The organism is Marivita sp. S2033 (genome assembly GCF_046592965.1).
Lineage (GTDB): Bacteria > Pseudomonadota > Alphaproteobacteria > Rhodobacterales > Rhodobacteraceae > Marivita.
Window position 1 is genome coordinate 25,190 of the sequence record NZ_JBISBV010000005.1, and the last position, 13,779, is coordinate 38,968.

Below are 13,779 nucleotides of genomic sequence, written 5' to 3' on the forward strand. Positions count from 1 at the left end.
TTTTAAGATGTTTCTGTTGAACTGGCGTGCGTTGGGACTGGTTGTGGTGTTGCCTCTGGCTGCTTGCGGATCGGCCGAGAAAGCAAGGTATCTGATCGACGCGCCGATGGTGGTGGCACCGGGCGAAACACGTGTATCGGTGCGCACGATCGAATTGCGCGATGTCCGCCTGCCGGGTCACGCGTCGGGATCGGACGTGTTGCTGATGGGCGAAGACGGCGCGTTGCGCCCCGTCGGCGATGCGATCTGGGCCGATGACCCCGAGCGCGCGGTGACCGGCACGTTGGCGCAATTGCTGGACGAGCGCAGCTCGGCGACGGTTGCGGCAGAGCCGTGGCCCTTGCGGGACGGGCCGTCGGCGCGAATGGATGTGCGGATCAACAAGATGATCGCGCGCGCGTCCGGCGTGTTCGAGGTGACGGGACAGGCGGCGGTCAGCGGCGTGGACGGACGCCCGCGCGAACGGGTCGAGCGGTTCGCCATCGCGGTGCCGGTGACCGAGATTTCGGCGGCGGCGATCACAGAGGCGCAGGGCCGCGCGCTGGCGGCGTTGGCGGATGAATTGATCGGTCTGCTGCGCTAGCGGGTCATGGCATGGGCCCCGACATCGCTGGCTGATCTGCTGGATCACACCTTTGACACGGTGATCGACGTGCGCAGCCCGGCGGAATTTGCCGAAGACCATGTGCCCGGCGCGATCAACCTGCCGGTGCTGGATGATGCAGAGCGCGCGCGCGTCGGCACGCTGTATACGCAGGTCAGCCCGTTTGACGCCCGCAAACTGGGCGCGGCGCTGGTGTTTCGCAATGCGGCCACGCATATCGAGGGCGCTTTGGCAGATCACGAAGGGGGCTGGAAGCCGCTGGTCTATTGCTGGCGCGGCGGCCAGCGGTCAGGATCGTTTGCGTGGCTGTTGTCGGAAATCGGCTGGCGGGCCGATCTGATCGAGGGCGGGTACAAGACCTACCGCCGGTTGGTTGTGGACATGCTGCACCGCGACGTGCTGGCGCACCGGATCGTGCAGCTTGGCGGCTATACCGGGACGGCCAAGACCGAGCTTTTGCCCCTGCTTGCAGCGCGCGGGGTTCAGGTGATCGACCTTGAGGGGCTTGCCAATCATCGCGGATCGTTGCTGGGCGATATGGGTGGCCAGCCGTCGCAAAAGGCGTTTGAAAGTGCCTTGGCCGGTCAGTTGTGCCGGCTTGACCCTGCGCGCCCGGTGCTGGTGGAAGCGGAAAGCAGCAAGATCGGTGATCTGTTGATTCCCCCCAGCCTTTGGGGCGCAATGAAGCGCGCGCCGTGGATTGAACTGTCGGCCCCGATCGCGGCGCGCACGGAATATCTGGTGCGGGCCTATGACGATATCCTGAGAGACGAGGCCGGGTTGCAGGCCAAACTGGCGCCGCTGAAGGCGCATCGCAGCGAGGCGCTGGTCGCGCGCTGGTCGGAATTGAGCGCGGCAGGCGACAGGCGCGGGCTGGTCCGGTCCTTGATGGAAGACCATTACGATCTGGCCTATGCCAAGTCGATGAAGGCGACCGCGCCGACCGTTCTGACGCGGATCGAGGCCGAAGGGTTGACGCCTGCGCATCTGGATCAAGTGGCCGAACAGATCGCCGAAGCGGTTCAGTCGATCGAAATGTGACCGGCCGGGCCGTCGTGCAGATGGCCGATGATCGCCGCATTTGGGTATCCGGTCTCTTGCAGCGCCGCGAGCAGGTGTTCTGACTGATCCGCTGGCACGGCGGCAAGCAAACCGCCGCCGGTTTGCGGATCAAACAGGGCGCGAGATCGGGGCGTGTCCTCGATATAGCCGAAAGCTGCGCGGTTGCTCGGATAGAGGGATGAGTGTTCGCCTTTCTCGGACAGCGCCTCTGCGCCGTCGAGCAGGGGGATTTGATCCAGCGTGAGCGTGCCGGCAAGGTTTGACGCGATGCAGATATTGGCGAGGTGGCCTGCGAGCCCAAAGCCGGTCACATCGGTCATCGCTTGTGCCGAGCCGCGCAGGATACGGGCGGCGGGGCCTTGGCCTTGTTGCATGGCGTCGAGCGCCGCTGCGACATGCGCGCCCTTGGCGTTGCCCGACATGGCGGCGGCCATGATGATGCCGGTTCCGATGGGTTTGGTCAGGATCAATGCGGCGCCGTCTTTTGCCCCCGAAAGGGTGATCGGGGCGGTGTCGCACAAGCCGGTGAGCGCCAGACCGATGGTCAATTCATCGCCGATGGTGCTGTGACCGCCGACGATATCCGCGCCCGCATCGCGCAGGATCTCTTCGGCGGAGGACAGGATCTCGGCCATCGTGCGACGGGCCAGCGTATCGGACAGCCGCGGCAGGGTGAGCGACAGCGTTGCGGCTTGCGGATTGGCCCCCATCGCCCAGATGTCGCCAAGCGCGTGATGCGTGGCAATGCGCGCCATCACGGCAGGGTCGGGCCAGAAACTACGCAGGTGGTCTGTGGTGAACACCTGTTTCGTGCCTCCCGTGGTGAGCAGGGCGGCATCGTCGCCGGGCAACATCGTCACATCGGCGCGGTGTGGCTGTGCAAGGGCTGACAGCGCATCGCCCAACGCGTCGCGCCCGAGCTTGGCACCGCAGCCGCCGCAGAGTGGTTTGGGGCCGAGGGCGTCGTCCATTCCCTGAGCTCGCGGCGAAGGGAGGGCGGGCGTCGGCATGGTTGGCAGGTCGTTGAATTTGCCCATGAACTTGCGGTCGATATGATCCTTCCAGCGCCAGACCCAAGCGCCGGTGAAGGTGAGCCCGAAGCGATCTCCGAGCGCGGTCTTGCTGCCGGTGGAAATGAGTTTCAGGTAGTCCTTTTGCGGGCTGTAGGAAGCCATTTTCCCCCCGGCAAGCGCGGCGCGCAGGTTTTTGGTCAGGACAGGTGCTTGGCGGACGGCGTAAACGCCCGCCTTGGGGCGCGGATCAAACGCGAGATGGGCGCAATCCCCGACGGCAAAGACACGCGGATCGCTGCTTTGCAGATGCGGGTCTACGGTGACGAAGCCGCGTTCGGTTTTCAGTCCGATATCAGAGAGCCAGCCATAGGGTCGCGCGCCAGCGGCTCCGGTGATGAATTCGGCGCTGAGCGCGGTGCCGTCGGCCAAGTGCAGAGAGGTGTCGCTCAGATGCGTGATGCGCGCATCTTCGTGCAGCGTCACATCGAGTGCGCCGAGCCGCGCGCGCAGGTGGGTCGCGCTTTTGGCAGGCAGGGTCGAGAGCGCTTTGCCGTTGTCGATCAGGTGCACCTCGGCTTCGCGGTTTCGGCTTTGCAAGGCGTGAGACATCGCCATCGCCAGTTCGGCCCCCGCAACACCGCCACCGATGACGGCAACCGATGCGCGGCCGCTCTTGCAGCGATATCTGTCCCAGCTTGCGGCGAAGGGTCCAAGCGGCTTGGCCGGGATCGCGTGTTCGGCGAAACCCGGCATGTCCGGCATGTCCGACGTGATGCCGATATCGATCGAGGCCACGTCAAAGCCGACCGGCGGGTGCCCGTCGACCGTGATTTCGCCGCGGTCGAGATCCATGCCGGTGGCAGCACCGATGATGAGGCGGGCGTTTGCGGCGCGGGCCAGTTGCACAAGGTCGATGTCGAGTTGGTCGCGGCTGTAATGGCCGGCGACAAAACCGGGCAACATGCCGGAATAGGGCGCCGTCGGTCCGGGATTGATCAGCGTCAGACGGGCGCCGGGCAGGGCGTTCATCGCCCATTTGCGCAGCACCAGAGCATGCGTGTGCCCGCCGCCGATCAGGACCAGATCGCGTGTGAGTGGCAGGGGGAGCTGGTGCATCTGTGACCTCCGGTGGTTCGCCACGGCTCTATCATGCGTCGCCACGCGATCCCATGTGACGTTGCGGCCGCGCCGGGGCTTGCCGTTCGCGGCGTGATTGTCCAGAACCTTTCTGAAGATGGAACGGGTTGGGGGCGCTGCCCCCGTCGCCGCGTGCGGCGACTCCCCCGGGATATTTCGGGCAAGAAGAAGGGCAGGGCGCGGCATGGGCAGGACGATCATCATCACCGGGGCGGGAAGCGGGATCGGCAAGGCCTGTGTGGAGGCGTTCTTGCAGGCCGGCTGGCGCGTCGGGCTGATCGGGCGTCGGGCGGAGCCGTTGGAGGCGGCTGCGGCCGGGCATGACGGTGCCCTGGTCTTGCCGTGCGACGTGAGCGATGAAGGCGCGGTCGATGCGGCGTTCGATGCGGTGAGCGCAACGTGGGGACGACTGGATGCGCTGTTTAACAACGCCGGGGTGGGGGTGTTCGGAGCTTTGATCGACGACCTCGCGGTGGCCGACTGGCGGCGTTGCGTGGATGTGAACCTGACGGGCAGTTTCATCTGCGCGCGCGCCGCATTTGCGCGGATGCGGCGGCAGGATCCGCAAGGTGGGCGGATCATCAACAACGGGTCGATCTCGGCCCATGTGCCGCGTTGGGGGTCCGCGCCCTATACGGCGACGAAACATGCGATCACCGGATTGACGCGGTCGATTTCCCTGGACGGACGGCCGTTCAATATTGCCTGCGGTCAGATCGACATCGGCAATGCCAGCACCGAGATCGTGGCGTCGCTGCGCAAGCAGGCGCAGGCGTCGGGTGCTGAGGTGGAACCGGTGATGGATGTGGCGCATGTAGCGTCGTCGGTGCTGCACATGGCAGGGCTTCCGCTGGACGCGAATGTGCAGTTCATGACGGTGATGGCGACAAAAATGCCTTATATTGGTCGCGGATAACCGCTTTTGGGTGCCAAGAGGGCCATTGTGCGTTTATACGCGCCACACGATTCTGCGCATTGCACATCGGCGCACACAGCAAGGAGACGGCAGGATGATCAAACGGGCCTTTTTGAAACTGGCGGGCATGTCCGCGCTGGCATGTCTGGCGGGGGGCGCGGTGGCGCAAGAGGTGACGTTGCGGATGCATCAGTTCCTGCCCGCACAAGCCAATGTGCCCAAGAACATCCTTCAGCCCTGGGCCGATCGGGTGATGGAGGAATCGGGCGGGCGGATCGAAATCCAGCATTTCCCGTCGATGCAGCTTGGCGGCACGCCGCCGCAGCTGATCGATCAGGCCATCGATGGCGTCGCCGATATCATCTGGACGGTGGCGGGATACACGCCGGGGCGGTTTCCGCGATCCGAAGTGTTCGAGCTGCCCTTTACCGTGAGCGACGCGGGTGCCGCGTCGGCGGCGTTTTGGGAGATGACGCAAGACGAGGACGTGCGGGCCGAATATGCCGATTTCAAATTGCTCGGTGTCTGGGTGCACGGGCCGGGTGTGATCCATTCCGAAGAGCCGATCACCGTCCCCGACGATATGCGCGGTGTCAAGCTGCGCGCGCCCACACGGGTGACCAACATGCTTTTGGGCAATTTGGGTGCCACGCCGGTGGGCATGCCGGTGCCTGCGCTGCCTGAAGCGCTGTCAAAGGGCGTGGTCGACGGCGCGGTGATCCCGTGGGAGGTGACGGGAGCGCTGAAAGCGGCGGAACTGGTTGACAACCACACGGAATTCGAAGGGCCGGCGCTCTACACGATGCCGTTCCTCTTTGCCATGAACCGGGCATCCTACGACGCTCTGCCCGAGGATCTGCGCGCTGTGATCGACGCCAATTCCGGCCTCGAGTTTTCGCGGCAGGCGGGTATCCAGATGGCGCTCGACGACGGGCCGGCACGCGAGGCGGCACTGGATCTGGGCAATCGCGTGATCACGATCAGCGGTGAGGACGCCGCGCTGTGGCACGATGCGTCGCAAAGCACCATTGCGCAGTGGAAAGGCGAAATGGCCGAGAAGGGCATTGATGCCGACGCGCTGATTGCGCGGGCGCAAGAGCTTGTCGCCAAGCACAGCGAGTGATCGACGGTCCGGAGCCTGCGCGACATGCATAGCGCGATCCATTTCTCGGCACGTGTCGCGGCTTTGATCGGCGGCATCGTTCTGGTGGGGCTGGTCGTGCTGACCTGCGTGTCGGTGCTTGGCCGGGGGCTTGTGACTCTGGGGTATTCCGACTGGCTGGGACAGGGGCTTGCGGATGCGCTGCTCTCCACCGGCGTCGGCCCGGTGAGTGGGGATTTCGAATTGGTGGAGGCCGGTGTGGCCTTTGCGATCTTTGCGTTTTTGCCGGTGTGCCAGTTGCATGGCGGGCATGCCACCGTGAACGTGTTCACCGACCGTTTGCCCTTGCGCGCCAATGCGTGGCTGGTGGCGTTCTGGGAAGGGCTGCTGGCGCTGGTGATCCTGCTCGTCACCTGGCGCTTAAGCGTTGGAATGATGGACAAATTCGCCAATCAGGAGACCACGTTCCTGCTGCAGTTTCCGGTCTGGTGGGCCTATGCGGCAAGCCTTGCGGCAGCGGTTGTGGCATCTGTGACGGCGATTTATTGTGCGTGGGGCAGGGTGGTTTTCGCGCTGACCGGACGGTCGATCCTGCCCGCAGGCGGGGCCGAAACTGGATGAGCATGCTTGAACTGGGGCTTTGGTCGTTTCCGGTGCTGCTTGTGCTGATCTTTCTGCGTGCGCCCATTGGGCTGGCGATGATGATGTGCGGCATGGGCGGCCTTTGGCTGGCGCTGGGCAGTCCTGATGTGGTGCTGGCCAAGCTCAAATCCGAGGTCTACTCGACCTTTTCGAATTACTCGCTGTCGATCATTCCGATGTTCCTGCTGATGGGGCAGTTTGCGACCCTGTCTGGCCTGTCGCAGGCGCTCTTCAAGGCGGCGGAAAGCTGGCTCGGGCACCGCCGCGGCGGCGTTGCGATGGCGTCGGTCGGGGCCTGCGCCGGGTTTGGAGCGATCTGCGGATCCTCTCTGGCCACGGCGGCAACGATGAGCCGGGTAGCCCTGCCGGAACTGCGCCGGAACGGGTATTCGGGCGGGTTTTCGACGGCCACGCTGGCGGCGGGTGGCACTTTGGGTATTCTGATCCCGCCCTCGGTGATCCTTGTCATCTATGCCATTCTGACCGAGCAGAACATCGCCACGCTCTTTTTGGCCGCAGTGCTTCCCGGAGTGCTGGCCGCGTTGGGATACATGCTGACGATCGCGCTTTATGTGCGCCGTCATCCAGAAGAGGCAGGCCGGCGCGCGGCCACGCCATACGGTGAGCGTTGGCGCGCCACGTCGCGGGTCTGGCCGGTTCTGGTGGTCTTTGCGCTTGTCGTGGGCGGCATCTATGCGGGTTGGTTCACGCCGACCGAAGGCGCGGCTGTCGGGGCGGCGGGAACGGGGATGATTGCGTTGATCTCGGGCAGCCTTGACTGGCCGCGCTTTTCCCAAAGCCTGATCGCCACCGCAATCAGCACCGCAATGATCTTTTTCATCGTTCTGGGAGCGGCGTTCTATAACGGGTTTCTGGCGTTGACGCAGGTGCCGCAAGCCCTCGCGCAATGGGTTGTGGAGATGCAGTTTGCGCCATTGACGGTTCTGACCCTCATCCTGCTGTTTTATCTGGTGTTCGGCTGTCTGATGGACAGCCTGTCGATGATCCTGTTGACCGTGCCGATCTTCTTTCCGGTGATCTCCATGTTGGATTTCGGCTTTGTCGATCTGGCGGTGATGCAGGCGGATGCGGCCCGCGAGGTGCTGGCGAACGGGGTTCCGACGGGTTTGGGACAGGACATGCTGGCCAGCATCGAGCGCGCGATTGCGGCGGGTGCCGAGCTCAGCCGTGCCCAGATGGACGCGCTTGGGATACGGGTGAGTCAGGCCATGGCCGAGCGTGCAGAGGCCGAACGGGTGGCGATCTGGTTCGGGATTCTTGTGCTGATCGTCGTCGAGGTGGGCCTGATCACGCCGCCGGTGGGGATGAACCTGTTCATCATCAATTCGATGGACCGCCACACGCCGATGACGGCAACCTATAAAGCGGTGCTTTGGTTTGTTGCCTCTGATGTCGTTCGGGTGATCCTGCTGGTTCTCTTTCCCGCGATCACATTGGTCTGGATGGTCTAGGTTTTTTCAGCCGAATTGACGAAGCGTCAACCTTTTGCGTGCCATCAAGCACGGCAGCTTTGCACAAAAGGGGGCATATGACGCACAGTTTTTAGGGGGTGTAACCTGACCCGATTGCTTTATATCGGCGCTCGATTGCATCACTGCGGGCGGCGTCTTGGTTGGTTCGCCCGCATTTGCGAGGATAACCGGAGAATGTTCATGTTCCGCATCATCGGAGTGCTGTTTTTGCTGGCTGTGCCCGGGCTGTCACAGGCCCAGGACATGCGGCTCGCCAAGATCATCGAAGTGCAGCCGGTGAACGGCGACGTCACGCGCCAGTTTTTCGGTAACGCGGTCGCGAAAGAGACGGTGGATCTGGCGTTTCAGGTGGCGGGGCAGATCGTTGAATTGCCCGTGATCGAAGGTGAGAGAATTGCGAAAGGGACGGTTGTGGCGCAGCTTGATCTTGAGCCGTTCGAACTGGCGCTCGAGCAGGCGCGTGTGCAGAAAGAACAGGCCGAACGCAACCTCGAGCGGCTGGAGAAATTGAGCGGCAGCACGGTCAGCCAAGTGTCTGTGGATGATGCGGTCACGGCGGCCAAGCTGGCTGAAATTGCGGTGCAGACGGCGGAACGGTCGCTGAGAAACGCCACACTTCATGCGCCCTTCGATGCGCTTGTCGCGTCGCGCAATGTTGCGAATTTTTCGACCATCGCTGCCGGAACGCCGGTTGTCCGGCTCCATGACATGTCCGACCTTCGGATCGAAATCGACGTGCCCGAAATCCTGTTTCAATCGGCCGGGCGCAACGCCGGAACCGAGCTTTGGGCGCAATTTCCCACAAGCGACGAACGGTTTGCGGTGCGCCCGCGCGAATACAAGGCGGAAACATCCAATATCGGACAGACCTTTCGCATCACTCTGGGCATGACCCCGCCGGAGGATCACGACGTATTGCCCGGATCGTCCATCACCGTGTTTGCCAAGGTCGATCGTGGCGCGTCGGAGTTGCAGATACCGGCCTCGGCGGTGGTGACCGGCAATGATGGCAGCACATACGTGATGCTGTTTGAACCCGTGGGCGCGTCGGACGGGACCGTGACGCGACACGCCATCAAGATCGCTCCGGGGCTTTCGGGACAGGTGCGTGTGATCGAGGGGCTGGAGCCGGGTCAGGAGATCGTCGCCAGCGGGGCGACTCAATTGGCGGATGGAGACCGCGTTCAGCGGTTCTCGGGCTTTGCGAATTGAGTGATCTGACATGAACATCGCCAAAGCCTCGATCGACCGCCCCATCGTCACATGGCTCATCATCCTCGGCGCTCTTCTGGGCGGGATCTGGGCCTTCTTTTCGCTGGGACGTCTGGAAGATCCTGCGTTCACGATCAAGACCGCGGTTGTGATCACCGAGTACCCGGGCGCCGAAGCACAGCAGGTCGCGCGCGAAGTCTCGGATCCGATCGAGTCGGAAATCCAGAAGATGTCCGAGGTCAAGGAAGTGCGGTCCATGAACCAGCCGGGGCTGTCCTGGATCACGGTTGACATGAAGGATCAGTTCGATGGTTCCGAACTGCCTCAGATCTGGACAAAATTGCGCAATCGGGTGAACAGCGCGAGACTGCCCGTCGGGGTGGGAAAGCCGTTTGTCAACGATGGGTTCGGCGACGTGTTCGGCATTTACTATGCGGTGACGGCACCGGGGTTCACGGATGCCGAGATCAACAACCTTGCCACATTTCTGCGGCGCGAGTTGCTGACGGTGCCGGGCGTCGCTGATGTCAGTCTGTCGGGGGTGCCCAACGAGGTGGTTTTCGTCGAACCGGACCTTGTGTTGAGCACAAACCTGAACGTGCCGCCGGTGGCCATTCAGGCGGCCTTGGCCAATGCCAATTCGGTGGTCGACGGCGGCTCTCTCCAGAGCGTTGAGGGGCGCACCCTGATCCAGGGGCCCAAAGGCAGCGACAGCGTTCAGGAGATCGCGGGATTGACCGTCGGGGTGGGCGGGGAAGTGCTCAACCTGTTCGATTTCGCCAATGTGTTCCGCGCCCGCGAGGAGACGCCGGACCTGATCATCCGGCACAACGGGGTGGAAGCGTTTACCGTCGGCATCGCCGGGATCGCAGCGGAGAACATTGTCGATGTCGGCAAACGCGCGGATGCGAAACTGGCTGAACTGGCGTCGCGAATCCCGATCGGAATCGCATTGCAACCGATCTACCAGCAGCATGTGGTTGTCGAGGAGGCATCGAACGCCTTCATGCTGAACCTTGCAATGTCGGTGACGATTGTGGTGGTGGTTCTGGCGCTTTTCATGGGCTGGCGCGCGGCGATTGTGGTGGGTGTCACGCTTTTGCTGACAGTGATGGGCACATTGTTGTTCATGGCGCTGTTCGCGATCGAAATGGAGCGCATTTCACTTGGCGCATTGATCATCGCGATGGGCATGCTGGTGGACAACGCCATCGTGGTGGCCGAGGGCATGCAGATCGCGATGTTGCGGGGCAAACCCTCGCGCGCGGCGGCCGATGAAGCGGCGAGCAAAACCCAAATCCCGTTGCTCGGTGCGACGGTGATCGGGATCATGGCATTTGCAGGCATCGGGCTGAGCCCGGATGCAACCGGGGAATTTCTGTTCTCGCTTTTCGCGGTGATCGGCATTTCGCTGCTCTTGTCGTGGATTCTGGCGCTGACGGTGACGCCGCTTTTGGGGCATTACTTTTTCAAGCAAGGCGCGGAAGGCGGCATCGACGCCTATGGTGGCCCGTTGTTTCGACTTTATGCGCGGGTGCTGCGCATCGCGTTGCGGGCCTGGTGGGCGGTCATCCTTGGCCTTGTCGCAATCACGCTGGTGTGTTTCATGCTGTTCGGCCAGATCAAGCAACAGTTTTTTCCCGACAGCAATACGCCGCTCTTTTTCGTCCATTACAAACTCGAGCAGGGTGCCTCCATCTCCGAAACGTCGCGCGATCTTGCGGTGATCGAGCGCTGGCTGGCAGAGCAGGAGGATGTGGTGTCATCGACGGCCTTCGTGGGCCAGGGCGCGGACCGGTTCATGCTGACCTACCAGTCCGAAGACCCCAACCCGAGCTATGGCCATGTCATCGTGCGCACGCAGACTATCGAGCAGATCGCGCCGCTGATCGCCGGGCTTGAGACCTTTGCCGCGCAAACCCTGCCGCACGGCGAATTCCGCGCCAAGCGGCTCGCATTCGGCCCCGGTGGCGGGGATCCGATCCAGGCGCGGTTTTCGGGGCAGGACCCGGAAGTGCTGCGCGATCTGGCCGATCAGGCGATGGCGCGCCTTGAGGCGGCGTCGGACAACATCGTGGCGCCGCGCATTGACTGGCGCGAACAGGAACAGGTGCTGCGCCCCGTCTATGCGACGGACCGGGCGCAAGAGGCCGGGATCACCCGCGATGACATCACCACCATTCTGCGCTTTGCAACGACCGGGATCAATGCCGGCGTTTACCGCGAAGGCGAACGCCAGATTCCGATCATCCTGCGCGCCGATCCCAACGCGGATCTCGCGCTGACCGATCACGTCGTGTATTCGCAGAACGCGCAAAGTTTCGTGCCGCTGGAACAGGTGACGAACGGTCTTACCTTTGATTCGCAAAACACGCTGCTGATGCGCCGCGACCGGCTTTTGACGATCACCGTCGGCGCGGATATCGCGAAAGGTATGACCGCGGCGCAGGTTCAGGCAGAAGTGCAGGATGCGATCGAAACGATGCCCCTGCCGGCGGGATACAAGATGGAATGGGGCGGCGAACTCGAAAGCTCGACCGATGCGCAAGCGAGCCTTGGGCGGCAGTTGCCGCTCAGCCTGCTGGTCATGGTGCTGATCTCGATCCTGCTGTTCAACGCGTTGCGCCAGCCGCTGATCATCTGGCTGCTGGTGCCAATGTCGGTCAACGGTGTGAGCCTGGCGTTGCTGGGCAGCGGCCTGCCGTTTACCTTTACCGCGCTGCTGGGGCTGTTGTCGCTCTCGGGGATGCTCATCAAGAACGGCATCGTGCTGGTTGAAGAGATCGACATCGTGCGTGCTGAAAAGCCCGGACAATCGCTAATCGATTCGATCGTGGAGGCATCCACATCGCGTTTGCGCCCCGTGATCCTCGCTGCGGCAACGACCATTCTGGGGATGCTGCCGCTCATTTGGGATGCGTTCTTTCAGTCGATGGCGGTGACCATCATGGGCGGATTGGCCTTTGCATCGGTGCTGACATTGGTGGCGGCCCCGGTGTTCTATTACGCATTTTTCATGCGCGGCGCGCAGACTACTGCCGCTTAGCGGACTGCCCGGCGCGCAACAGGTTCTTTTGCACTTTGCCCATCGTGTTGCGCGGCAGGGCATCCAGCATGTCATAGCGGCGCGGGTGCTTGAACCGCGCAAGGCGGGGTTCGATCTGCGCCGCGAGGTCTTGCGGCGTCAGCGCGCTGTCGGGTTCCAGCACCACGGCAGCGACAACGCTTTCGCCGAATTCTGCATGTGGCACACCATAGACGGCACTCTCAAGCACGCCATCCACGGCGTTGATAACGTCCTCGATTTCCTTGGGGTAAATGTTGTAACCGCCCGAAATAATGAGGTCTTTCTGGCGTCCGACGATGCTCAGCCGTCCGTCTTGCGACATCACACCAAGATCTCCGGTGATGAAATACCCGCTATCGCGGAGTTCCTGCGCCGTCTTGTCAGGCAGGTTCCAATAGCCCTGAAACACGTTTTCGCCGCACACTTCGATCATGCCGATTGTACCCGTCGGCACGGGGGCACCGGTGTCGGGATCGGTGATTGCAACCTCCGTGCCCGGCAGCGCGTACCCGACAGTGCCGGCGATCCGATCCCCGTCATAGGGGTTTGAGGTGATCATGTTGGTTTCCGTCATGCCATAGCGCTCCAGAATTTGATGGCCGGTGCGCGTCTGAAACGCGATGTGGGTGTCCGCCAGAAGCGGTGCGCTGCCCGAAATGAACAGGCGAAAGTTGCGCGTCAGATCCTGGTTGAACCGCGGATCGTTCAACAGGCGGGTGTAAAAGGTTGGCACGCCCATCATGAGCGTGGATTTCGGCACCTCCTGCAGGATCATTTCCAGATCGAAACGCTCCATGAAGCGCACTTCGGCTCCCGCGAGAAAACTGGTATTGATCGCAACGAACAATCCGTGGGTATGAAAAATCGGCAGCGCGTGGATCAGCCGATCATCCTTGGTGATTTGCCAGAGATCCACGAGCGCGGTCGCGTTGCTGAGCAGGTTCCTGTGCGACATCATCGCACCTTTCGAGCGCCCGGTGGTGCCCGAGGTGTAGAGGAGCCCGGCCAGATCGTCCGGTCCACGCGGCACGGTTTCGAACACGCTCTGTTGCGTATCTGCGGCGCGAGACAGGCTGCCGGTTCCATCGCCCGCGAGTGTCAGGACCGTGGCGCCGGCCGCCGATGGCAAGGCGGCGATCATGGCCTCGTCGCGTGCATCACAGACGATGAGGGCCGGAGCAGCGTCGGTGATGAAATAGTCGAGCTCTGTCTGGGTGTAGCCGGTGTTGAGCGGCAGATAGACCGCCCCTGCCTGAACCGCGGCGCCATAGAGCGCGAGCGTGTCGAGCAGTTTCGGCGCTTGGACCAGAACCCTGTCACCGGGCGAAACCCCGTGTGCCGTCACCACCTGCGCAATCTGCGCCGTCCGTTGCACAAACTGCGCATAAGTCACGACCGAGCCATCATCCTGAACCAGAAACGCGGCGTCATTCGTCGCATGTGGCGCAATCAGAGCGTCATAAAGGATATTGGTCACGCGGCAGCCTCCTGATCCTGGAACCGGGATAGCGCGGCCGCCGACAGGTGCAAC

General features: G+C 62.7%; 10 protein-coding genes. 8 read left to right on the forward strand and 2 right to left on the reverse strand.

Annotated features, from left to right (window positions below):
* Window positions 1-7 precede the first annotated feature (7 nt).
* Together ACGKZZ_RS10170 and mnmH are read left to right on the forward strand one after the other, a co-directional pair.
* Entirely contained in the window at window positions 8-583 is a 576-nt protein-coding gene (locus tag ACGKZZ_RS10170) for a membrane integrity-associated transporter subunit PqiC (RefSeq protein WP_411223457.1), read from the forward strand.
* A gap of 6 nt (window positions 584-589) precedes the next feature.
* Window positions 590-1,645: a tRNA 2-selenouridine(34) synthase MnmH gene (mnmH, locus tag ACGKZZ_RS10175; protein ID WP_411223458.1), complete on the forward strand. Its 1,056-nt coding sequence runs from the start codon at window positions 590-592 to the stop codon at window positions 1,643-1,645.
* Here mnmH and selD read toward each other — a convergent pair.
* Complete coding sequence (gene selD / locus ACGKZZ_RS10180) at window positions 1,627-3,795, reverse strand: selenide, water dikinase SelD (RefSeq protein WP_411223459.1); 2,169 nt, start codon at window positions 3,793-3,795, stop codon at window positions 1,627-1,629. The genes mnmH and selD overlap by 19 nt on opposite strands.
* 205 nt (window positions 3,796-4,000) lie before the next feature.
* On the opposite strand from selD, the gene ACGKZZ_RS10185 reads away from it, so the two are divergent.
* From ACGKZZ_RS10185 to ACGKZZ_RS10210, 6 genes are all read left to right on the forward strand, one after another.
* Window positions 4,001-4,732, forward strand: a complete 732-nt coding sequence (locus ACGKZZ_RS10185; RefSeq protein WP_411223460.1) for an SDR family oxidoreductase — start codon at window positions 4,001-4,003, stop codon at window positions 4,730-4,732.
* Window positions 4,733-4,826: 94 nt separating this feature from the next.
* Window positions 4,827-5,855 carry a TRAP transporter substrate-binding protein gene (locus ACGKZZ_RS10190; protein WP_411223461.1) on the forward strand — a complete coding sequence of 343 codons (1,029 nt, stop codon included), beginning with the start codon at window positions 4,827-4,829 and terminating at the stop codon, window positions 5,853-5,855.
* Window positions 5,856-5,879: 24 nt separating this feature from the next.
* On the forward strand, window positions 5,880-6,455 hold the full coding sequence (locus ACGKZZ_RS10195) for a TRAP transporter small permease (protein WP_411223462.1): 576 nt from the start codon (window positions 5,880-5,882) through the stop codon (window positions 6,453-6,455).
* Window positions 6,452-7,948 carry a TRAP transporter large permease gene (locus ACGKZZ_RS10200; protein ID WP_411223463.1) on the forward strand — a complete coding sequence of 499 codons (1,497 nt, stop codon included), beginning with the start codon at window positions 6,452-6,454 and terminating at the stop codon, window positions 7,946-7,948. Before ACGKZZ_RS10195 ends, ACGKZZ_RS10200 begins: the two co-directional genes overlap by 4 nt.
* A gap of 201 nt (window positions 7,949-8,149) precedes the next feature.
* Window positions 8,150-9,181 (forward strand): efflux RND transporter periplasmic adaptor subunit, encoded by a 1,032-nt coding sequence (locus ACGKZZ_RS10205; RefSeq protein WP_411223464.1) that lies wholly within the window; start codon window positions 8,150-8,152, stop codon window positions 9,179-9,181.
* A gap of 10 nt (window positions 9,182-9,191) precedes the next feature.
* Window positions 9,192-12,227 (forward strand): efflux RND transporter permease subunit, encoded by a 3,036-nt coding sequence (locus ACGKZZ_RS10210; protein ID WP_411223465.1) that lies wholly within the window; start codon window positions 9,192-9,194, stop codon window positions 12,225-12,227.
* On the opposite strand, the gene ACGKZZ_RS10215 is transcribed toward ACGKZZ_RS10210, so the two are convergent.
* The gene (locus tag ACGKZZ_RS10215; protein WP_411223466.1) at window positions 12,214-13,725 is read right to left on the reverse strand and encodes a malonate--CoA ligase; all 1,512 of its coding nucleotides are present in this window, start codon (window positions 13,723-13,725) and stop codon (window positions 12,214-12,216) included. The genes ACGKZZ_RS10210 and ACGKZZ_RS10215 overlap by 14 nt on opposite strands.
* Window positions 13,726-13,779: the final 54 nt, after the last annotated feature.